The sequence below is a fragment of the Limnochorda sp. L945t genome (genome assembly GCF_035593305.1).
Taxonomy (GTDB): domain Bacteria; phylum Bacillota; class Limnochordia; order Limnochordales; family Geochordaceae; genus Carboxydichorda; species Carboxydichorda subterranea.
Genome location: NZ_CP141615.1, coordinates 304929 through 325416 on the forward strand (window position 1 = coordinate 304929; position 20488 = coordinate 325416).

At 69.7% G+C, this 20488-nt stretch carries 23 protein-coding genes, 4 tRNA genes and 1 riboswitch; of the genes, 23 read left to right on the top strand and 4 right to left on the bottom strand.

Annotation, left to right across the window (positions count from 1 at the left end):
- The first annotated feature begins 19 nt into the window (after nucleotides 1–19).
- The 6 genes from U7230_RS01340 to U7230_RS01365 all read left to right on the top strand — a co-directional run bounded on the left by U7230_RS01340 (nucleotide 20) and on the right by U7230_RS01365 (nucleotide 4917).
- Entirely contained in the window at nucleotides 20–1084 is a 1065-nt protein-coding gene (locus U7230_RS01340; protein WP_324716960.1) for a PIN/TRAM domain-containing protein, read from the top strand.
- The gene (gene ispD / locus U7230_RS01345; protein ID WP_324716961.1) at nucleotides 1081–1863 is read left to right on the top strand and encodes a 2-C-methyl-D-erythritol 4-phosphate cytidylyltransferase; all 783 of its coding nucleotides are present in this window, start codon (nucleotides 1081–1083) and stop codon (nucleotides 1861–1863) included. Before U7230_RS01340 ends, ispD begins: the two co-directional genes overlap by 4 nt.
- Nucleotides 1850–2380: a 2-C-methyl-D-erythritol 2,4-cyclodiphosphate synthase gene (gene ispF / locus U7230_RS01350; RefSeq protein WP_324716962.1), complete on the top strand. Its 531-nt coding sequence runs from the start codon at nucleotides 1850–1852 to the stop codon at nucleotides 2378–2380. Before ispD ends, ispF begins: the two co-directional genes overlap by 14 nt.
- Nucleotides 2381–2470: 90 nt before the next feature.
- Nucleotides 2471–3193, top strand: coding sequence for a protein disulfide oxidoreductase (pdo, locus tag U7230_RS01355; RefSeq protein ID WP_324716963.1), 723 nt, complete (start codon nucleotides 2471–2473; stop codon nucleotides 3191–3193).
- 66 nt (nucleotides 3194–3259) lie between these two features.
- Nucleotides 3260–3529, top strand: coding sequence for a metal-sensitive transcriptional regulator (locus U7230_RS01360; protein WP_324716964.1), 270 nt, complete (start codon nucleotides 3260–3262; stop codon nucleotides 3527–3529).
- A 59-nt stretch (nucleotides 3530–3588) separates the two neighbouring features.
- Complete coding sequence (locus U7230_RS01365; RefSeq protein ID WP_324716965.1) at nucleotides 3589–4917, top strand: glycoside hydrolase family 10-like protein; 1329 nt, start codon at nucleotides 3589–3591, stop codon at nucleotides 4915–4917.
- A gap of 19 nt (nucleotides 4918–4936) precedes the next feature.
- Here U7230_RS01365 and ribH read toward each other — a convergent pair whose 3' ends face one another.
- From ribH to ribD, 4 genes are read right to left on the bottom strand one after another with little or no spacing between them, the layout of a single operon-like run.
- Nucleotides 4937–5431 (bottom strand): 6,7-dimethyl-8-ribityllumazine synthase, encoded by a 495-nt coding sequence (ribH, locus tag U7230_RS01370; RefSeq protein ID WP_324716966.1) that lies wholly within the window; start codon nucleotides 5429–5431, stop codon nucleotides 4937–4939.
- 34 nt (nucleotides 5432–5465) lie between these two features.
- Nucleotides 5466–6782, bottom strand: a complete 1317-nt coding sequence (locus U7230_RS01375; protein ID WP_324716967.1) for a bifunctional 3,4-dihydroxy-2-butanone-4-phosphate synthase/GTP cyclohydrolase II — start codon at nucleotides 6780–6782, stop codon at nucleotides 5466–5468.
- Nucleotides 6783–6786: 4 nt separating this feature from the next.
- Nucleotides 6787–7476: a riboflavin synthase gene (locus U7230_RS01380; RefSeq protein ID WP_324716968.1), complete on the bottom strand. Its 690-nt coding sequence runs from the start codon at nucleotides 7474–7476 to the stop codon at nucleotides 6787–6789.
- The gene (ribD, locus tag U7230_RS01385; RefSeq protein WP_324716969.1) at nucleotides 7458–8729 is read right to left on the bottom strand and encodes a bifunctional diaminohydroxyphosphoribosylaminopyrimidine deaminase/5-amino-6-(5-phosphoribosylamino)uracil reductase RibD; all 1272 of its coding nucleotides are present in this window, start codon (nucleotides 8727–8729) and stop codon (nucleotides 7458–7460) included. Before ribD ends, U7230_RS01380 begins: the two co-directional genes overlap by 19 nt.
- Before the next feature lie 136 nt (nucleotides 8730–8865).
- Nucleotides 8866–9007: riboswitch (FMN riboswitch) on the bottom strand.
- A gap of 118 nt (nucleotides 9008–9125) precedes the next feature.
- On the opposite strand from ribD, the gene U7230_RS01390 reads away from it, so the two are divergent.
- The 17 genes from U7230_RS01390 (at nucleotide 9126) to rplL (ending at nucleotide 20131) form a co-directional block, all read left to right on the top strand.
- On the top strand, nucleotides 9126–10829 hold the full coding sequence (locus tag U7230_RS01390; protein WP_324716970.1) for a tetratricopeptide repeat protein: 1704 nt from the start codon (nucleotides 9126–9128) through the stop codon (nucleotides 10827–10829).
- 54 nt (nucleotides 10830–10883) lie between these two features.
- Entirely contained in the window at nucleotides 10884–11696 is an 813-nt protein-coding gene (locus tag U7230_RS01395) for an MBL fold metallo-hydrolase (protein WP_324716971.1), read from the top strand.
- A 448-nt stretch (nucleotides 11697–12144) separates the two neighbouring features.
- Nucleotides 12145–13707, top strand: coding sequence for a cysteine--tRNA ligase (gene cysS / locus U7230_RS01400; RefSeq protein ID WP_324716972.1), 1563 nt, complete (start codon nucleotides 12145–12147; stop codon nucleotides 13705–13707).
- The gene (locus U7230_RS01405) at nucleotides 13704–14138 is read left to right on the top strand and encodes a ribonuclease III domain-containing protein (RefSeq protein ID WP_324716973.1); all 435 of its coding nucleotides are present in this window, start codon (nucleotides 13704–13706) and stop codon (nucleotides 14136–14138) included. The genes cysS and U7230_RS01405 overlap by 4 nt, the downstream gene beginning before the upstream one ends.
- Nucleotides 14119–14970: a 23S rRNA (guanosine(2251)-2'-O)-methyltransferase RlmB gene (gene rlmB / locus U7230_RS01410; RefSeq protein ID WP_324716974.1), complete on the top strand. Its 852-nt coding sequence runs from the start codon at nucleotides 14119–14121 to the stop codon at nucleotides 14968–14970. Before U7230_RS01405 ends, rlmB begins: the two co-directional genes overlap by 20 nt.
- A gap of 164 nt (nucleotides 14971–15134) precedes the next feature.
- On the top strand, nucleotides 15135–15791 hold the full coding sequence (gene sigH / locus U7230_RS01415) for an RNA polymerase sporulation sigma factor SigH (RefSeq protein ID WP_324716975.1): 657 nt from the start codon (nucleotides 15135–15137) through the stop codon (nucleotides 15789–15791).
- 54 nt (nucleotides 15792–15845) lie between these two features.
- Nucleotides 15846–15920 (top strand) — tRNA-Thr (locus tag U7230_RS01420).
- A gap of 79 nt (nucleotides 15921–15999) precedes the next feature.
- Nucleotides 16000–16085, top strand: a tRNA-Tyr gene (locus U7230_RS01425).
- 39 nt (nucleotides 16086–16124) lie between these two features.
- Nucleotides 16125–16201, top strand: a tRNA-Met gene (locus tag U7230_RS01430).
- Between the two features lie 45 nt (nucleotides 16202–16246).
- Nucleotides 16247–16322 (top strand) — tRNA-Thr (locus U7230_RS01435).
- A gap of 64 nt (nucleotides 16323–16386) precedes the next feature.
- A complete protein-coding gene (rpmG, locus tag U7230_RS01440; RefSeq protein ID WP_404980611.1) occupies nucleotides 16387–16542 on the top strand; it encodes a 50S ribosomal protein L33 in 156 nt (51 codons plus the stop codon).
- Between the two features lie 75 nt (nucleotides 16543–16617).
- Nucleotides 16618–16866, top strand: coding sequence for a preprotein translocase subunit SecE (gene secE, locus U7230_RS01445; RefSeq protein ID WP_324716976.1), 249 nt, complete (start codon nucleotides 16618–16620; stop codon nucleotides 16864–16866).
- Between the two features lie 43 nt (nucleotides 16867–16909).
- The gene (gene nusG / locus U7230_RS01450; RefSeq protein ID WP_404980538.1) at nucleotides 16910–17587 is read left to right on the top strand and encodes a transcription termination/antitermination protein NusG; all 678 of its coding nucleotides are present in this window, start codon (nucleotides 16910–16912) and stop codon (nucleotides 17585–17587) included.
- 42 nt (nucleotides 17588–17629) lie between these two features.
- Nucleotides 17630–18055, top strand: a complete 426-nt coding sequence (gene rplK, locus U7230_RS01455) for a 50S ribosomal protein L11 (protein ID WP_324716977.1) — start codon at nucleotides 17630–17632, stop codon at nucleotides 18053–18055.
- A 67-nt stretch (nucleotides 18056–18122) separates the two neighbouring features.
- Complete coding sequence (gene rplA / locus U7230_RS01460) at nucleotides 18123–18833, top strand: 50S ribosomal protein L1 (protein ID WP_324716978.1); 711 nt, start codon at nucleotides 18123–18125, stop codon at nucleotides 18831–18833.
- 287 nt (nucleotides 18834–19120) lie between these two features.
- Nucleotides 19121–19681: a 50S ribosomal protein L10 gene (rplJ, locus tag U7230_RS01465; protein ID WP_324716979.1), complete on the top strand. Its 561-nt coding sequence runs from the start codon at nucleotides 19121–19123 to the stop codon at nucleotides 19679–19681.
- A 69-nt stretch (nucleotides 19682–19750) separates the two neighbouring features.
- Nucleotides 19751–20131: a 50S ribosomal protein L7/L12 gene (rplL, locus tag U7230_RS01470; protein ID WP_404980612.1), complete on the top strand. Its 381-nt coding sequence runs from the start codon at nucleotides 19751–19753 to the stop codon at nucleotides 20129–20131.
- Nucleotides 20132–20488: the final 357 nt, after the last annotated feature.

Sequence of the window (20488 nt, forward strand, 5' to 3'; positions counted from 1 at the left end):
TTACCGGCTGGGAGCGCTCATGGCCGGTGACCTGCCGTGGCTCGATCGCCTCGGGACGGGCCAGCTGCGGCTGGTCCTCCCCCTCGCCCTGGCGCTGCTCGGCTTGCTGGCGGGTGGCGCCATCTCCCGGTGGATCGAGGCAATGTTGGGCCTCATCACTTCGAGGCTCCATCGCACCCCCGTGCAGGACCTCCTGTGGGGCACGGTCGGCCTGGTGGCCGGCCTGGTCATCGCGTTCTTGCTGACTCTCCCCATTCCGAGGGACATACCGGTGGTGGGCGACCTCATCCCGTTCGTCGTTACGGCCGGGGCCGCCTACGTCGGCATGATGGTCGGGGTACGCAAGCGGGAGGAGTTGAGCTCGCTCTTTCGCACCCGGACCCGGGTGGATAGCAGCGCCTCCGAGCCCGGCGCGTCCGGCGAGGAGATCCCTCAGGACCACGCCCCATCCAAAGAGGTCGGGTACAACGGCGCGGCGCCCATCGTGCTCGACACGAGCGCCATCATTGACGGGCGCATCGGCGACATCTGCCGGACAGGCTTCCTCGACGGCAAGCTCGTCGTCCCGAGCTTCGTCATCGGGGAGCTGCAGCGGGTGGCCGACTCCACCGATCCCCTCCGCCGCAACCGGGGCCGGCGCGGCCTCGACATGTTGAGCCGGCTGCAGAAGGAGCCACGGGTGCGGGTGGAGATCGTGGAGGACGAAAGCCGGGGAGACGTGGACCAGCGCCTGGTGAAGCTGGCCCGGAAGCTGCAGGCCCGCGTGGTCACCAGCGATTACAACCTCAACAAGGTGGCCTCGATCCACGGCGTGGCGGTGCTCAACGTCAACGAGCTGGCCAACGCGCTCAAGCCGGTGGTGCTCCCGGGCGAGGAGATGAGCGTGCAGCTGATCCGGGACGGCAAGGAACAGGGCCAGGGCGTCGGTTACCTGGATGACGGTACCATGATCGTCGTGGACGGGGGCCGCAAGCACATCGGGGAGACGGTCGATGTCACCGTCACGAGCGTGCTGCAGACGCCGGCCGGCCGGCTCATCTTCGCCCGCCCCAAGTCGCCTGACCGGGTTGGCCGCCCGTCATGACCGGCACGGTGGCGGTGGTGGTGGCTGCCGGCCAGGGGCGCCGGATGCAGGACCGCTGGCAGGGCTCGGTCACCATGGGGTTCGTGTCGATGCCCGTGGCCAAGCAGTTCCTGCCGGTGCAGGGCAAACCGCTGGTCTGGTGGGCCCTCGACGTCATGGAGCGGGCGGACGTCATCGACTCGGTGGTGCTGGTGGTACCCGAAGGCAACGTGGAGTGGGTTCGCGGCGAGATCGTGGAGCGCTTGCACCTGAGCAAGGTGCACAGCGTCGTGGCCGGCGGGGTCACCCGGCAGGAGTCGGTCTTCCGGGCCCTGCAGCACCTCCAGGCGTCTTCGGCTTCCTGCGACTACGTGGTGGTCCACGACGGGGTGCGCCCGCTCGTGAGTGAGGCGGAGGTCGCCTCGGTCCTCGAAGAGGCCCGCCGCTATGGGGCCGCTACCCTGGGGGTGCCGGCGCGGGAGACGATCAAGGTCGTGGACCCCAAGGGGCTGGTGGTACTTACTCCCCAGCGCGACCGGCTCTGGAGCATCCAGACGCCCCAGGCGTTCCGGTTCCGCCTGCTGGTCGAGGCGCATGCCATGGCCAGGGCCAGGGGCTATGCCGGCAGCGACGACTGCTCGCTGGTGGAGGCGCTGGGCGAGCCGGTGCGGGTCGTTGCAGGCTCCCAGGCCAACATCAAGGTCACCTGCCCGGAGGACCTGGTGATGGTCGAGGCGTTGCTGGCCCGCCGCCGCGAGCTGGAGGAGCCGGGTGGCGGGGGGCGCAATGGCAACCGGTGACGCGGGCGGGCCGTCCGCGCCCGTTCCGGGGGCGGTGCGAGTCGGCCTGGGCTTCGACGTGCACCCCCTGGTGCCGGGCCGGCCCCTGCGCCTCGGGGGGGTGGAGATCCCCTTTCCCCTGGGACTGGCCGGTCACTCCGACGGGGATGCCCTGTTGCACGCGGTGATCGACGGCCTGCTCGGAGCTGCGAATGCGGGCGACATCGGCTCCCTCTTTCCCGACACGGACACGTCCATCGCCGGGATCGACAGCCGGGAGATGCTGCGGGAGGCAGGCCGGCTGGTGGCGGAGCGGGGCTGGACGGTGAGCTTCGTCGACGCCGTGGTCGTGGCGGCACAGCCCCGGTTGGCGCCGTACCGGGAGGCCATGGCGGCAGCGATCCGGGAGAGCCTGAACATGCCTCACCTCGAGGTATCCGTCAAGGGGAAGAGCGGCCAGGGGCTCGAGCCCCTGGAAGGCGGCAAGGCGATCGCCTGCCTGGCGACCGTTACCCTGGTACGTCAGCGGCCATCTTGACTTTTCCTTCACCTCGTGGTATCCCTGTCGTCGGCGAGATACCCTACCCGGTAGGGGCATTCCGTCTCGCACGGGAGGCAACGCAAACGCATGGCGTTCATTTCGGAGAAGGACCGCAAGTATCTCTCGTCCCTTTTCGACGGGATGGAGGGGACGGCACGCCTGATCGTCTTCACCGAGGGCCCTTCTCGCCTGGTCGTGCCGGGTGAGAAGCCTTGCCAGTACTGCAGGCAAACGGTGGAGCTCATGGAAGAGCTCGGCTCTTTGTCCGGCAAGATCGCCGTCGAGGTACTCGACCGCAAGATCCACCTGGACCGGGCGCAGGAGATGGGGATCGACAAGGTGCCCGCGGTGATCGTCTCGGATGATGCCGGCACCCGCAAGAGCGTGCGGTACTTCGGCATCCCGGCGGGCTACGAGTTCAGCGCCCTGGTGGAGGACATCGTGGATTCGGGCAACGGCCGGACCCGTCTCTCCCAGTCCACGAAGGATGCGCTGGCGGCCATCGACACGCCGGTGCACCTCAAGGTGTTCGTCACCCCGACCTGCCCCTATTGCCCCAAGGCGGTGCGGCTGGCCCACCAGTTTGCCATGGAGAGCTCCTACGTCACCGCGGACATGATCGAGGCGACCGAGTTCCCGGAGCTGGCGGAGAAGTACGGGGTCTACGGGGTCCCGAAGACCGTCATCAACGAGACCGGCGAGCTCGAGGGGGCCGTACCCGAGGCGCATTTCCTCCGGGAAGTGCTCGCGGCCATCGGGGCGAAGGCGCCTGCCGAGCCCGGCGGCGAGAGCGGGCGGCGCCTGCCGTGAGGTGGCGCCCAGGCGAGGGGCGGCGGGTGGGCGGCAGACCGCGCGCAAAGGTGGTGTGGCGTGACGGTGGCCATTACCAGGAGTGGCCGTGAAGTCGAGGATCTGGTCAACCGGATGAAGCGGATCGAGGGACAGGCTCGCGGCGTCCAGCGGATGCTGGAGGAGAGCCGCGACTGCGAAGAGATCATCTTGCAGCTGGCGGCCATGCGCGCCGCGCTCTCCAAGGTGGCGATGGCGCTCATGAGCGACCACTTCCGGGAGTGCATGGCCAAGGAAGGGCCCGACCGGGACGAGGCCCTGGAGCGGGCTGCCCGGATGTTCTTGCGCTTTTCGTGACGATCCCCGGGATGCCGGCGTAGGAGCACCCCCTCCTCGGGGAGTAGTAGATGGGTGTCATGCCACGACGTGACACTCGAACGGGCTGGGGGGCCCGGGGTGACTCCGGGGGATGGCGCCGGGGCGTGCTCCTGGTTGCCGCGCTGGTGTCGTCCATGCTCGGGTCGGCTTGGGCAGTGCGCCAGGAGGCGCTCACCCGGGGGCTCGAGGCCGTGCTCGCATCTCCCGAGGCCCGTGGGTACCGGGTCGGCCTCTGGGTGAAAGAAAACACGCTGCTCACCCCGGACGGCGTCGAGGCGGCGGTCGCCATGGCCCGGAAGGTCGGGGCCGACACGCTCTTCGTGCAGGTGCTCGCGCGGGGCGCCGCCGCCTACCGGTCGGACATCTGGCCCCGGGCTGCTTCGCCGTCGGGGCCTGCCTTCGACCCCTTGGCTGCCGTGCTGCAGGCGGCACACCGGGCTCCGCGGCTGTCGGTCCACGCGTGGGTCAACGTCTTCACGTGGGGCGAGCTGGGCGTCACACCGGAGGACGGGCTGCATCCTCTGGCCCGCCATCCCGATTGGGTGACGCTGGATGCCTCGGGGCGCTCCCTGTGGACCTACCGCCCTCGGGAAGACGAGCGGGTCAACGCGCTCTTCGCAGACCCCGGCCTTCCGGGGGTGCGCCGGACCATGCTGGAGACGGTGCTGGAGATCGTCCGGCGCTATGAGGTAGACGGGATTCACCTCGACTACGTCCGCTACCCGTGGGCCGGAGCGGGCTACCATCCCGAGGCGTTGAAGGCGTTCTGGCAATGGTGGTCGGCCTCGGCCGGCGGCGATGGGGCACGGCAGTCGCCGGACGCGCAGGGAGATCCCCTCGCGGTGCGGATTCCGCAAAGCGTCGGCGAAAGGGGCGGCAGACCCCGCCTTCCGAGCACGCCCGAGGAGCAGGCCGGGTGGAACCTCTTCCGTGCCAGGCAGGTGACCGCGCTGGTGGAGGAGCTATCCCGCTCCCTGGCCCGGGAGGCCCCGGGCGTAGAGCTCACCGCGGCGGTCTTGCCCGAGCCGCGCCGGGCCTACGAGGAGGAGCTCCAGGAGTGGCCGGAGTGGCTTTCCCAGCGGCTCCTCTCGGGGATCGTGCTGATGAGCTATACGGCCTCCGACCAGACCCTCTCCGGATGGGTCCAGGGGGCCAGGAGGTTCGCGCCGGACATCCCGGTCTACGCCGGGATTGGCGCCTACCTGCTCTCCGGGAAACCCGAGGGCCTCGAGCGGCAGACCCGCCTGGCGCTTCAGGCGGGAGCCTCCGGCGTGGTCTACTTCTCCTTCGAGGCGCTCGAGTCCGACCCGGCGCTGGTGGAGGCTGCCGCCAGGGCGGCCCGCTTGCCCCCTGCCCGGCGACGGTGACGGCCGATCCCGGCAGGCGTCACGCTTGCGCGGTGGCCCGGCCGGGCGGAGCCTGCAGGGCCCGGTAAAGGCGAGCCATCTCGATGGCCGCGACGGCCGCGTCGAACCCCCGGTTGCCGGCCTTGGTCCCGGCCCGCTCGATGGCCTGCTCCAGCGTATCCGCGGTGAGGACCCCGTAGATCACGGGGATGTCGAGGCGCAGGCCGAGTTCGCCGATGGCGCGACTCGTTTGCTGCGCCACGAACTCGAAATGGGGCGTTGCTCCGCGGATGACGGCCCCGAGGCAGACGAGGGCGTCATAACGTCCCGTCTGAGCCATGCGCAGCGCAGCGGGGCCGATCTCGAACGACCCCGGCACCCAGGCCACGTCGATCGCATCCTCTGACGCCCCGTGGCGCAGCAGGGCGTCGCGGGCGCCTTCCAGCAGGCGAGCGGTGATGAACTCGTTGAAGCGGGCCACCACGATGCCGAAGCGCAAACCGGCAGCGTCGAGATGGCCCTCGAAGGTTGCCATGGGCTGTGGTCCCCGCCTCTCCCTCGGCCAGTGGTCAATCTTCCCGGGCCCTCCGGCCGTTGCGTGACGGGGCCGGCCGGACGGGCTGCTCCTCCGTGGCGACGACCGCTCCGGGCGGAGCATCCAGGTGCAGGAGGTGGCCCAGCTTCTGCTGCTTGGTCCACAGGTACCGGAGGTTTTGGGGCCGCGGCGGCACGACGATGGGGACGCGCTCGACGATCTCGATGCCGTACCCCTCGAGCCCGGCCACCTTACGGGGGTTGTTGGTCATGAGCCGGATGCTGGTGACCCCCAGGTCCACGAGGATCTGGGCGGCGAGGCCGTAGTCCCTCAGGTCGGGCGGGAAGCCGAGCGCCAGGTTGGCTTCGACGGTATCCTTGCCCTCGTCCTGCAGGCGGTACGCCATGAGCTTGTTGAGCAGCCCGATGCCTCGGCCTTCCTGGCGCATGTAGACCAGGACGCCGGCCCCCTCCTGCTCGATGGCATCCAGCGCGGCCACCAGCTGCTCGCCGCAGTCGCACCGCACCGAACCGAAAACGTCACCCGTCAGGCACTCGGAGTGCACCCGGGCCAGCACCCCGCGGCGGCTCGCCACGTCGCCCTTGATCAGCGCCACGTGCGCTTCGCCGTCGATCTGGCTTTCGTAGCCCACCACCCGGAACTCTCCATGGCGGCTGGGCAGCGCCGCCTCCGTCACGCGCCGCACCAGCTTCTCCGTACGCAGGCGGTAGCGGATGAGGTCGGCGATGGTGACGAGCTTCAAGCCGTGCTGGGCCGCGAACGCCTGCAGCTGCGGGAGCCGGGCCATGGTGCCGTCCGGGTTCATGATCTCGCAAACGACGCCCGCCGGATAAAGCCCCGCGAGCCGGGCGAGGTCCACGGCCGCCTCCGTATGGCCCGCCCGCTGGAGGACTCCGCCCGGCTTGGCGCGCAGCGGAAAGACGTGGCCGGGCCGGATGAACTGCTCGGAGGTGGTGCGAGGGTCGGCCAGCGCCCGTACCGTGGCGGCCCGTTCGAACGCCGAGATCCCCGTGTGTACCCCCACGACGTCGACCGAGACCGTGAAGGCCGTGCGCATGCTCTGCTCCGATACGCCCGGCATCAAGGGGATCTGCAGCTGGTCCAGCCGTTCGCCGGTCAGCGGCACGCACAAGAGCCCTCGCCCGTACTGGGTCATGAAGTTGATGGCCTCGGGCGTCGCCTTCTGGGCGGCCATGACGAGGTCGCCCTCGTTTTCCCGATCCTCGTCGTCGACCACGACGACCATGCGCCCGGCGCGAATGTCGGCGATAGCGTCCTCGATGGAACTGAACGGAACGCCTCCATCCCCGGGACCGGCCGATGCGTGCATCCGATCACTCGCCCCCCTGTTCGCGATCCTGCAGGAAACCGTGGTCGGCCAACAATGCCAGCGTGACGCCGGCCCCGGGCGTCAATGCCCGCCCGGCGGCCAGCGCCTCCAGCTGGCGTGCCACATAGCGTGCCAGGACGTCCGCTTCGAAGTTGACGCGAGCGCCGGCGCGCAAGTCGCCCAGATTGGTGTGGTCCAGCGTGTAGGGCACCAGCGCAGCCCAGAAGCCGCCGTCGAAGAGGCCCGCGACGGTGAGGCTCACCCCGTTGATCGCCACCGAACCCTTCAAGGCCACCAGCGGTGCGACCGTATCCGGTATACGAAATCCGATCTCTTTACCCTCCCCGGCGGGGCGGACGAACGCCACCTCGGCGACGGCGTCCACGTGGCCCAGCACCAGGTGCCCACCGAGAGGCTGCCCCAGGGCCAGCGACCTCTCCAGGTTGACGCGCCGGCCCACCGCTGCCGCATCGCCCAGGGTCGAGCGGGCCAGCGTTTCGGGGGACAGGGAGAAGGCCAGCACGACGCCCCGGCGCCGCTCCACGGTCAGGCAGACTCCGTCGACCGCCACGCTCTCGCCGACGGCCGGCCGCTCTCCGGCCCAGGGGGTCTCGACCTCGAGCACCCGGGAGCCGCCCGCTGCCGGCACCAGGGCCACCACCCGGCCGGTTGCCTCTACGATGCCGCTGAACATGAAAGCCGCCTTTCCGCCTCCGGCAACAGCGCCTCGATCAGGAGGTCCGGCGGGCCGGACGGATTGGGGATGGCCCGCCAGCGCCAGCGGGCGACCTGCCAGGCCTCGCCGATGCGCGAAGCGCCCGTGCCGCCGATGGCCGGCACGGCGCTCGCCCCACCCAGGAGCTTCGGGGCGACGAACACCTCGAGCGCGTCCACCAGCCCGCTCTCCAGGAAGGCGCCGTGAAGCGTGGCCCCGCCCTCCACCAGGACCCCGGTCACTTCCCGCGCCGAGGCGAGCCACTGCAAGAGGCTGCGCAGGTCGACCCGTCCCGCCCCGTCGCTCGGAAAGGCCTGCACCTGCAAGCCCGCCGAGCGAAGCGCCGTCACCCTTTCGCCGGGAGCTCGATCGGTCACGGCTACGACGACAGGGGCCTCGGGCGACACGGAACGGGCGAGCCGTGCGGACGGGGGGAGCCGGCCGGCGGAATCGACGACCACCCGGAGAGGCTGGCGAGGAGCCGGCCTGCCCCGGATGTCGCGCACCGTGAGCAGCGGGTCGTCCGCGAGCACCGTGCCGATCCCGACCATGACCGCGTCGTGGCGCGCCCGCAGGCGCCGCCCCATGGCTCGGGCCCTTTCCCCGGTGATCCACCGTGACTCGCCGGAGGCGGTCGCGATCTTGCCGTCGAGGCTCATCGCCACCTTGAGGGTGACGAAGGGCAGGCCCGTCGTGATGTACTTCTCGTAGGCGGCGTTGAGCTTCCGGGCCTTGAGCCCCCAGGGCTCTCCGGCCAGGCGAACGTCGACTCCTGCGGCGCGCAGCTTCTCGAAGCCCCGTCCCAGCACTTTGGGGTTGGGGTCCACGGTGCAGGCGACCACCCGCCGTACCCCGGCCGCGATCAACGCGTCGGCGCACGGCGGCGTCCGCCCCCAGTGGGCGCAAGGCTCCAGGGTTACGTACAGCGTGGCTCCTTCGGCCATGGGGCCGGCCTGCCGGAGCGCCACGATCTCCGCATGCGGCCCCCCCGCCTTCCGGTGGTACCCCTCCCCGACTACCGAGCCATCCCGCACCAGCACGGCGCCGACGGCCGGGTTGGGGTGGGTAGTGCCGGCGCCCCGTGCAGCCAGGGCGAGCGCCCGCCGGATCCACCGGGCCTCCTGGCCATCCGGGCGGATGGCCGGAGGAAGCGGTCGGAGGGGCCCGCCCCTCGGGCCGTCCTTCTCGCGACCATGGGAAGCCAGCCGCGCCGGCGTGGCCAACGACTCCATGATATCCTCTCTCATCCGGTGGGCCTCGGCCGGCAGGGGGAGAAAACGAGGCACGGCGCCGTGCTACCGGGCCCGGCGTTGGGGCGGCGACTCGCGCGCACGTCTGAACGCGATGCTACCGCACGGCACCGTACCCGGCGGCCTTCTCCCATCCGGACTTTACCGTCGGCCCCGGAGTTGCACCGGGTCCACCGCAGGCGCCCTGCGGGTCGTGGGCTATCACCACCGGTCGGGAATTGCGGCGCTTTCGTGCCGCTCACCCTGCCCCGAAGGCCCCGATCGCTTTTCGGCTCGCCTATACCATACACCACCCGGCGAGAGCGGGCAACGAAGGGGGGGCGGGGTGGCCCGTCGTACTGCTCCCAGCAGGAACGGCCGCGCAGGAGTGGGGTTGCCGTGAGAGCCCGCGCCGGGTCGGTTGCTGCGCAGGGCGTGCTGCTCGCCGCCATCATCGGGGTGAGCATGGCGGCGATGGCCATGGAAGGCCTCAGTGCCGGGCTGCCTCGACTGCGGGCCGCGGCCGCCTCCACCGGTGTCGCTCCTGCGGCAGAGCCGGCCCCCTGGCTGCTCGAGATGGAGCGGAGCACGCCGCCCGCTCCCCAGGTACGAGAGGCCATCCAGCTCTTTCGCGCCGGCCGGCCGGAGCAGGCGGCGGCTCTCGTACAACCCTGGCTCGCACCGGGGAGCACGGCGCCTCGCGAGGACCGGGCGCAGGCCGCGCTCATTGCAGGGGCGGCCGCGGCGGCCCGCGGGGACAGGGACCGGGCGACGGCGCTCCTCGAGACGGCTCGGGCGCTCCACCCCGGATCAGCCGTCGTGGCCGTCCAGCTGGCGGCCGTCTACGTGGCGGCGGGCCGGCCCGCCGAGGCCCGGTCGCTGCTCGACGGGGTGGCCGGGAAGGCGAAGGTGGACGCCCCCGTCCTGGCATGGGCGGGGGTCGTGTACCTGCGCGCAGGCGACCCCGAAGGAGCCGTCGCCGTCCTGTCGAGGGCGGCTCGAGGGTCGACCGACCCGGTGATCTGGTACGACCTCGGCCTCGCCCACCAGCAGGCCGGCGACGTGAAGGCCGCCGCCGCTGCCTATGAGAAAGCCCTCGCCCTGATGCCTTCGCACGCCCCGTCCCACAACAACGTCGGGGTCCTGGCTCACGCGACGGGGGATCTCGCGGGGGCGGAGAGGCACTTCCGCGAGGCCTGCGCAGCCGATCCGGACACGGCCCTGTACCGGGCCAACCTCGCCACGACGCTTGCCGCTTCGGGACGGCTGGAGGAGGCCGCGAGAGCCTGGGAGGAAGCGACGTCGGGCCGCGACGTGCCGGTCGAGTGGCTCGTCGCCCGGGCCTGGGTGGAGCTCCATCGCGGCCATCCGGATGCCGCTCGGGACGCGTTCGCCGGAGCCCTCGCCTCTCGACCCGACGATCCTGACGCCTTGTTGGGGCTGGGGCTCGCCCAGATCGAGGCCGGGCAGGCCGAGGAGGCGGCCAAGGCCCTGGGGCGCCTGGCCGGGCTGCAACCGTCCAACTGGCGGGTTCACTTCGTGCTCGGTACGGCCCGAGAAGCGGTAGGGGACACGGACGGCGCGCTGCTCGCTTACCAGCAGGCAGTCCGCCTGGCGCCCGCAGTGGCGGAGGCCCGGCTGGCGCTGGGAGAGGCTTACCTCAGAACGGGGAGGGCAGCGGACGCCCAGCAGCATCTCCAGGCTGCGTTGGCCATGGCTGGCAACGATGCGCGGGTCTTGTATGCTCTGGGTAGGGCACAACTGGACCAGCGCCAGTACGAAGCCGCGGCCTCGAGTTTCCAGCGTGCGGCTTCGGCCGAGGGGCGCCCCGAGCGCCGGGCGCGCGCTCTGTACGGCCAGGCGGTGGCCATGGAGTCCGCGGGAAGGGTGGAGGAGGCCATCCAGCTCCTCTCCCGCGCGACCGACGCCGACCCGAGTTGGTTCGAGGCCAAGCTTCGCCTGGGCGAACTGCTGCTGATGCGAGGGGAGGTGCGGCGGGCGCTCGAGACACTCGACGCCGCAGCGGCGCTTCGCCCCCACGATCCGCGGGTCGACCGAGCGTTGGAGCAAGCGAAGCTCCGGGCAGCGGCCCACGGCCCCTGAGGAGCCCGGCCTACAGGAGTCCAGCGTCCGGAAACCGGGAAGGGGGCACGATGGATGAGGCGGGTGAGTCTGAGCAGGCGGCTCCTGCTGCGGGCTGCCGGTGCGGCGGCCGGGTGGTCCGCCCTCGCACCGGCGCTCGGACGGGTTCGCAACGGAGGGAGAGGCGCCATGGCGGCTTCTACGAACGAGGCCCTCACGATCCGGTGGTTGGGACACTCTGCTTTCCTGATCAAGCGAGGGCCGTTACGGCTGGTCACCGACCCCTTCGCGGACAACATGGGCTACCCACCCATCCGGGCGGAGGCCGACGTCGTCACCGTCTCTCACGAACACTTCGATCACAACAACGTGCAGGCGGTGCAGGGACGGCCTCGCGTCTTCCGGGCTTTGAAAGACGGCACCTGGCGTTCGGTCGACGAGCAGGTGGGCGGGGAACTCGCCATCCGCGCCTTCCCTTCGTACCACGACGACCGCCAGGGGCAGGCGCGCGGCAAGAACGGCGTCTTCTTGCTGGAATGGGCAGGCGTCCGGATCGTCCACCTGGGAGACCTGGGCCACCGGCTGGGAGCAGCGCCCGGGACGGTCACCGCAGAGCAGCTCAAACCCGTGCACCTGCTGTTGATCCCGGTCGGCGGGTATTACACCATCGACGCGGCTGTCGCCCGAGAGGTCGTGTCGGCCCTGCAGCCCTCGGTGGTGGTACCCATGCATTACCGGACCCGGGCGATCGCGGGCTGGCCGCTCGCTCCGGTGGACGACTTCATCGCCCACTACCCGTCGGTCAGGCGGATTGCCGGCGAGCGGGCGTGGAGCGCGCCGCCGGCCGGGCAGCCGGAGGTATGGCTCTTCGCCGAGCCAGCAACCTGAAGTCGAGATAGGAATCCTCCGTGCCGGCCGGAGCGCCGGACGCGTCCGGGATGCCCGCACGACGGATCGGGTGGATCCGATCCCATTGCTGGGCGATGACGGCAATCAGGCCGAGTGCTCCCAGGAGCAACACGACGCGCACGCTGGTCCCTCCTCGCGGCCAGGGAAAACCGGTACGCGCCTGACGCGAACGGCGGTGGTGCGGCGCCACCGCTGCGGCCGTCGAGCGAGCGCCACGCCACCGGGCATCCGGCGGCCCGACTCGCCCGGCGCTCCGGGCGGTATTCCTTTTTTGTGGCATCCTGTCGGACTTCCTGCCATGACGCGCGCTCGTGCGAGAAAAAGTCGTCGAGGGGAGGGAAGCCTTGAGGATGCGGCGCCGGGCCTGATATGCTCGATGAGCGGAGCCGTGTAAACCGGGAGCCCGTAGGAAGGAGCCTGGGGAGCGGTGGCTATACGGGTCTACAATACCTTGACCCGTCGCCAGGAGGAGTTCGTGCCCAGAGAGCCCGGCCGGGTGAGCATTTACGTTTGCGGGCTCACGCCGTACGACCACGCCCACCTCGGACACCTGCGGCCCGCGGTGGTCTGGCAGACCATCCGCAACTACCTGGAATACAAGGGCTTCCAGGTCACCCTCGTCCAAAACTTCACCGACATCGACGACAAGATCATCGACCGGGCGCACCAGACGGGGATGAGCGCGGAGCAGCTGGCCCGCACGTTCATCCAGGACTACCTGAACGCGCTGGACCGGATGGGGTTGCAATTCGCCGATCGCTACCCGCGGGTCACCCGCCACATTTCCCGCGTGATCGCCATGGTCGAGGAGCTCGTCCGCAAGGGTCACGCCTACGTCGTCGACGGCAACGTGTACTTCGACGTCACGACCTTCGCTCCATACGGCAAGTTATCCGGGCAGCGGGCCGAGGAGCTGGAGGCGGGCGCCCGGGTCGAGGTCGACGAGCGCAAGCGGCATGCCGGCGACTTTGCACTCTGGAAGGCGGCCAAGCCGGGCGAGCCGTCCTGGGACAGCCCGTGGGGCCCTGGCAGGCCCGGGTGGCACATCGAATGCTCCGCCATGTCCCTCGACTACCTGGGCTTCGGTTTTGACTTCCACGGGGGTGGCAGCGACCTCATCTTCCCGCACCACGAAAACGAGATCGCGCAGTCGGAGGCGTACGAGGGCCGGGAGGGCTTCGTCCGCTACTGGCTGCACAACGGCCTCATCAACGTCCGGGCGGAGAAGATGTCGAAGTCGCTGGGCAACTTCACGACTGCCAGGGAGATCCTGAGCCGCTACCCGGGGACGCTGGTCAAGTTCTACCTCCTGTCGACGCATTACCGGTCGCCCCTCGAGTTCACTCCGTCCAGCCTCGACGAGGTGCGGCCGGGCTGGCAGCGGCTCAACCAGGCGTTCGAACGGTTGAGCGCCTTCGCGCCGTGCCTCGTCGGGCTCGGCCGCCAGCCGGCGGAGCGGTGGCTCGAAGACGCCCTGCCCGCGGGGTGGCAGGGAGAAGACGAAGCGGAGCGGCGGGCACTGGCGGCGGTTCGTACCGTGCGCGACGCCTTCGAGGAGGCCATGGACGACGACTTCAACACGGCGCGGGCGCTGGGGGTCGTCTTCGAGTTGGTGCGAGACGTCAACCCGCTCCTGGAGAGGACCGCCCCGCCGGGGGGATGCGAGGCCGGCGCTCCGTCCCAGCTCGTGCTGGCCGCAGCCTACGCCCTGATGCGCTCGTTTGCGATGGGTATCCTGGGAGTGATAGCCGCCGGCGCCGACACGGCCGCCGGCCGGCAGGCCGGCCCGGCGGCCGCAGGCCGGGAGCAGCTCGTCGACGCGCTGGTGGAGCTGATCCTGGATCTGCGGAAAAAGGCGCGGGGGGAGCGCCGGTACGCGGAGGCGGATGAGATGCGACGTGCCTTGGAGCAACTGGGGTTCGTCGTCGAGGATACGCCCTCGGGCGTCCGGTGGCGCCTGAGGGAGGCCGCCGGAAAGCCGGGCGCATGATGAACGGCTCGAGCTGCCAGGGCATGCCCGGGCGGCCGGCCCTGCTGGCTTACCTGGGCGACGCGGTGTTCGAGCTCCTGGCCCGCACCATGGTGGTCGAACGGATGGCCGGCCCGGGCGGGGACGTGGGTGCGTCCCTGCAGGAGATCCACCGAACGGTGCTGGGAATGGCGGCCGCGCAGGGGCAGGCTGCCCTGCTCGACGCCATCTGGCCGCTCCTCACGGAGGCAGAACAGGACGTGGCCAGGAGGGGGCGCAACGTGCATCTCCGGCACCACCCCCGAGGAGCGCCGTACCGTTCCTACCGGCACAGCACCGCGCTCGAGGCTTTGATGGGTCACCTGTACCTCACGGGGCAGACGGAGCGGCTCGTCGAGCTGATGCGAGCCGGCCTGGAGAGGACCCGGCTGCATGAAGGCCTCCGGCCGTAGGGGCGACGCCGGTCTCCCCTCTCCTCACCCTGCGCAGCTGGTCGCGGGGCGGCGCGCCGTCATGGAGCTGCTGCGCTCCGGCCGGCCCGTCGACCGGCTATGGGTGGCCCAGGGGGCTCACGGCCTCACGGAAGTGCTGGAAGCAGCCCGCAGCCGGGGCGCCGTGATCCAGGTGGTGCCCCGGGCCGTTCTCCACCGGCTGGCGGGTACGGAGCACCACCAGGGGGTGGTGGCTCGCGCGACCCCCCTCGGCTGGGTCGAACTCGAAGAGCTCCTGCAGCGTGCGAAGGAGCCGGCGGCAGGTGGCCATCCGTCCATACCGCCGATGCTGGTCGTTCTCGACCGCCTTCAGGACCCCCGCAACGTCGGTGCGCTGCTCCGGAGCGCCGATGCGGCCGGCGCCGTAGGAGCCGTGGTCGCCTCGCGCCGGGCGGCTCCCCTCAGCGATGTCGCGGTCCGGGCATCCGCCGGCGCCGCCCAGCATCTGCCGGTCGCCCGGGTATCGAGCGTGGCGGAGGCGCTGGAGCGCATCAAACAGGAGGGGTTTTGGGCGGTAGGGGCCGACCCTTCGGCGGACCGGCTGGCATGGGACGTCGACATGGCTGGCCAGGCCGTTGCGGTGGTCGTGGGCGCCGAGGGGAAGGGCCTGTCGCCACTGGTCCGGAGGCGGTGCGACGTGCTGGTGCGCCTGCCAATGCTTGGAAAGGTCGGCTCCCTCAATGCTTCCGTCGCGGGTGCCGTATTGATGTACGAGATGCGGCGCCAGCACCTGGTAGGGCAGCAGGCGCTCGGGGAAGGGCCGGCGCGGCGAAGCCTGTCACAGCGCGGTTGACCCGGTACAGACCGGTGAAACCCTTGCCGTGACGGGCTTTTCCTTGACGCTCTTTCGAGACGTGCCGTATAATGGCACCGACGGCGGCGTTCCGCGCGTCCGCTGGGCCGGAGCGGCGCGCTTCGTTCCTGGGGCCACCTGGTGGGGCATGGGGGCGATCGGGTTTGGGCGTCTTCGCGCACCGCGAGTACTTCGAGTCGTATGCCGATCTGAGTGACGAAGAGGTGGCGGAGTACGCCAAGGAGGGCGACGATTCGGCTCTCGAGTACCTCATCAACAAGTACCGCAACTTCGTGAGGGCCAAGGCTCGTTCGTACTTCCTGGTCGGGGCGGACCGGGAGGACATCATCCAGGAGGGCATGATCGGGCTCTACAAGGCCATCCGGGATTTCCGAGCGGACAAGCTGGCTTCCTTTCGGGCGTTTGCCGAGCTTTGCGTCACCCGGCAGATGATCACGGCCATCAAGACGGCCACCCGGCAGAAGCACATCCCGCTCAACTCTTACGTCTCCCTCAACAAGCCCATCTACGACGAGGAGTCCGACCGGACCCTCATGGACGTCATCACCAGCACCCGGGTGTCGGACCCCGAGGAGCTGGTCATCTCCAGGGAAGAGTACGTGGACATCGAGACCAAGATGGGCGAGTTCTTGAGCGAGCTCGAGTGGAAGGTGCTCAACTCCTACCTTCAGGGCAAGTCCTACCAGGAGATTGCCGATGACCTCTCCCGCCATGTAAAATCAGTCGACAACGCCCTGCAACGGGTCAAGCGCAAGCTCGAGCGTTATCTCGAGCGCAGGGCCGACGAGATGTTGCGCTGAGAGGCCGGCCGAGCGGAGCCAGGGCCGCACCGGTCGCCGTGCCCGGAGCAGCGTGCCGGCGTAGCTCATCGGCAGAGCACCCGCCTTGTAAGCGGGAGCGTGTGGGTTCGACTCCCACCGCCGGCTCCAGCCCATTTTGCCTTGACACGGGTCGAAGCGCACTGCTAGAATGAACTCCGGCCTTCGCCAGGCGAAGGCCGTGGCGCGTGGAGGGGTTCCCGAGCGGCCAAAGGGGGCAGACTGTAAATCTGCTGGCGACAGCCTACGTGGGTTCAAATCCTACCCCCTCCACCACCTTCGTCCTGGCGATACCTGGTTGGACCAGGGAAGCGGCGCGGGGTGGAGCAGCCTGGTAGCTCGTCGGGCTCATAACCCGAAGGTTGTCGGTTCGAATCCGACCCCCGCAACCACTTTGGGAGCCGAGGCCCTGCCGGAGGCAGGGGGTTTACGCTGGCGCCCGCATAGCTCAGACGGCAGAGCGCATCCATGGTAAGGATGAGGTCGCCGGTTCGATTCCGGCTGCGGGCTCCAGACACTTGCCGGCGCTGCCGTCGAGCGGGTGCGGCAGCGCCGATTTTTCGGGCGTTCGGAGGCGATGGGCGTGCGGGTGGCCATCACGCTCGAGTGTGAGCGGTGCAAGAACCGCAACTACCAGACGACGAAGAACCGGAAGAATACGCCCGATCGGCTGGAGCGGCGCAAGTACTGCCCGACGTGCCGCCAGCACACGATCCACAAGGAGAGTCGCTGACCCTGGGCGGCAGCGGCGTGGCGTGCGCCTGGAGCAGGTAAGCTGGTTGGAGCCGAGGGCGGAGTGAGTGGTGCCATGGCAATCTCTCAGCAGAGGACAGGCCGGGCCGAGCGGGCCAAGGTGCGGTTGGGGGATCGGCTGCGCCGCTTCCTGCGCGAGGTGCGCGCCGAGATGCGGAAGGTCGTCTGGCCGACCCGCCATGAGCTGGTCACCTACACCCTGGTCGTCCTGGTGACGGTAGCCGTGGTGGCGGCGCTGATGGGGCTCGTCGACTTCGTGATCGGCCGCGCGCTGGTGACCAATCTCCTGGGGTTGCGGGGTTAGCCCGGTTGGGGCAATCCTTGGGAGCTAGAGAGTGAATCCCACGATGTACGCAAGCGATGCCGACGCGGACCTGCGGGAGCAGGAGAGCCGGGCGCCGTCCGAGACGCAGCAGGGTGCCGCCGGTCCGGGTAGTGCTGCTCCGGTGGGCGAGGAGCCGCTCGAGGCGGTCCGCTTCGATCCTACTCCGAGCCATCCCGATAGCCGCTGGTACGTGATTCACACGTACTCCGGCTACGAAAACAAGGTAAAGGCCAACCTGGAGCGCCGGGTGCGCTCCATGGGCATGGACGACAAGATCTTCCGGGTGCTGGTGCCGACCGAAGAGGAGATCGACTTCCAGGGCGGCAAGAAACGCATCATCAAGCGGAAGATCTTTCCCGGCTACGTGCTCGTGGAGATGATCATGAGCGACGACAGCTGGTACGTGGTGCGCCATACGCCTGGCGTGACCGGGTTCGTGTCGCCCGGCGCCCGGCCGGTACCGCTGGAGGAGTACGAGCTGCGGGCCATCATGAAGCAGATGGGGCTCGACGAGGAGCGCAAGCCGCGGGTGGCCTTCGACCTCGGCGATCCGGTGCGGGTCATCTCGGGCCCGTTCGTCAACTTCACGGGGAAGATCGACGGGATCAACGTGGAGAAGGGCAAGCTGCGCGTCATCGTCTCCATGTTCGGCAGGGAGACCCCTGTCGAGCTGGACTTCGAGCAGGTCGAGAAGGTCTAGGGGAAGGTTCGACGATTCGGACGGGAGAAGCGACGAGGTGCCATGGCCAAGAAGGTAGCCGCTCAGGTGAAGCTCCAGATCCCCGCAGGAAAGGCGACGCCTGCTCCCCCGGTGGGTACCGCCCTGGGGCCGCACGGGGTCAACATCATGGAGTTCTGCAAGGCGTTCAACGCCCGGACGGCCAAGGAGGCCGGGACCATCATCCCGGTGGAGATCACCATCTTCGAAGACCGCTCCTTCACCTTCGTCACCAAGACCCCTCCGGCCGCGGTGCTGCTGCTCAAGGCGGCGGGCATCGAGAAAGGGTCGGGGGTGCCCAACAAGCAGAAGGTCGCCAAGGTGACGAGGGCGCAGGTCGAGGAGATCGCCCGCACCAAGATGCCCGATCTCAACGCCTCTGACCTGGCGGCGGCGGTGCGCATGGTGGAGGGCACGGCCCGCAGCATGGGCATCGTGGTGGAGGGCTGACGGAGACGGAAGTGGGAGGCGCCCGGAGCCGTGCGGGCGCCGCAAGGACCACGGGAGGCGAACCGGTATGGCAAGACGAGGGAAGCGTTACCTGGAGGTCGCACAGAAGGTCGACCGTACCCGTGAGTACTCCCCCAAGGAGGCCATGGAGCTCGCCGTCCAGACGGCGAGGGCTCGCTTCGACGAGACGGTCGAAGTGGCGCTCAAGCTGGGGGTGGATCCTCGCCACGCCGATCAGCAGGTGCGGGGTACCGTGGTATTGCCCGAGGGCACCGGCAAGAGCGTCCGGGTGGCCGTCTTCGCCAAAGGTGAGAAGGCCCGGGAGGCGGAGCAGGCCGGGGCCGACCTGGTAGGGGCCGAAGAGCTGGTTACGGCGGTGCAGGGCGGGCAGATCGACTTCGACGTGGCCATCGCTACTCCGGACATGATGGGGCTGGTCGGGCGCCTGGGCCGCATTCTGGGGCCACGGGGCCTCATGCCCAACCCTAAGGCGGGCACGGTCACCAACGACGTGGGGAAGGCCATCCGCGAGTTCAAGGCCGGCAAGGTGGAGTTCAGGACGTCCAAGGAGGCGGGCGTGCACGTGCCCATCGGCAAGGTCTCCTTCGGCTCGGAGCGGCTGCTCCGCAATTTCCGTGCGCTCCTGGACGCCATCGTGCGGGCCAAGCCGGCGGCGGCCAAGGGGCAGTACCTGCGCCGGGTGGCGGTTTCGACCACCATGGGACCCGGCATCCGGGTCGAGCCGCAGAGCGTGATGGAATGGCTGGCCGAGGGCTGAGGAGAGTAGAGCCGAGCATTTGACATCATCGCCGTCGACCTGTCGGTGCCCCGAGACCGCGGGTGGCGCCTGACCGTAGTGGAGCGTCCGGGCGGAAGGCCCGGTGCACGCCGGCCAGGGCCTCAAAGGTGCCTCCCCGCACCGCCCGCGCAGGGTGACAGGCGCCGGAGCAGTGGCGCTCATGCGCACGGGCCGTCGCGCCGGTGCGTCTCAGAGGCCTGCCCGGGCGCCCTCCCTGTGGGGTGCCCGGGCAGGCCTCTGGCGTCGGTGAAGGAGGTGAAGGACGGGTGGTACACGAGCGAGCGGGGCTGGCGAAAAAGCGCGCGGTGGTCGAGGGCGTGGGCCAACGGCTGCAGCGCAGCCAGGCCGTCTTCCTGACGGACTTTCGTGGGCTCAACGTGGCCGCCATGACCAGGCTCCGCCGGCGGCTGCGGGAAAGCCAGGCCGAGTACCTGGTGGCCAAGAACACGCTCATCCGGCGCGCCGCCGGGGATCTGGCCAAGGATGGTCTGGAGCCGCTCTTGCAGGGGCCGACGGGCATCTGCTTCGCTTACGGAGACCCGGTAGCGGTGGCGAAGGCGCTGGCCGAGTTTGCCCGGGAGAGCCGCATCCTGGCCATCAAGGGCGGGGTGCTGCAGGGAAGGGTGCTTTCGAGCGCGGACGTGGAGACGCTGGCGCAGCTGCCGCCGCGCGACGTCCTCCTGGCCCAGGCCCTGGGTATGATGAAGGCCCCGATGAGTGGCCTGGTGGCGGCGTTGTCCGGAGTCATGCGCAAGCTGGTGGTGGCGCTCGAGGAGATCCGCAAACAGAAGGAGGCGGCCGGCGCACAGCCGACGGCCGCCGGGTGACAGCGGCAGCGATCGCCGGAGGACGGAGATCGGCTGCAGGATCGAGAAAGGAGCGACGTGGTCGTGGCCGTGACGAAAGAAGAGTTGATCGAAGCCATCGGCCAGATGACGGTGCTGGAGCTGGCCGAGTTGGTGAAGGCCCTGGAGGAGAAGTTCGGCGTGAGCGCCCAGGCGGCGGTGGCCGTGGCGCCTGCCGCTGCGCAGGCGGCCAAGGCCGAGGCACCGGCCGAGGAGGAGAAGACCGAGTTCGACGTGATCCTCACCGCGGCCGGTGACAAGAAGATCCAGGTCATCAAGGTCGTCCGGGAGATTACCGGCCTCGGGCTCAAAGAGGCCAAGGATCTGGTCGACGGCGCTCCGAAGCCTGTGGTGCAAGGGGTCAACAAGGAGAAGGCCGAGGAGGTCAAGGCGAAGCTCGCCGAGGTCGGCGCGTCCGTCGAGATCAAGTAACCTTGCCGCGATAGTGCGGGCGGGCCGGTCCCGGGAAACGGCGAGCCGGCCTGCCACCCTTTCCCGCTGAGAGCGGGGCGGGGCATTCGCGGCCCATGTTGACACCAGGTGCTCGGCGTGGTAGACTACGCGGGTGCAGGTGGCCTGTCTGCTCGGGATGGCAGCAACGCAGAGGGACCTTCCGGCGCTTTCCGGGACTCTTCACGGGTGCCCCGGCGGCGCTTCGTTGTCTTCCAAGAGCCTTGTGGCATCGATGAACGGCTTCCCCTCGGGGTGTGAGTAGCCCACGGTTTAGGCGTACCGGAGCGGGACTACTGAGTAAGCCGGTGCATCGGCGCGAACTTCGTTGCCCCCTCA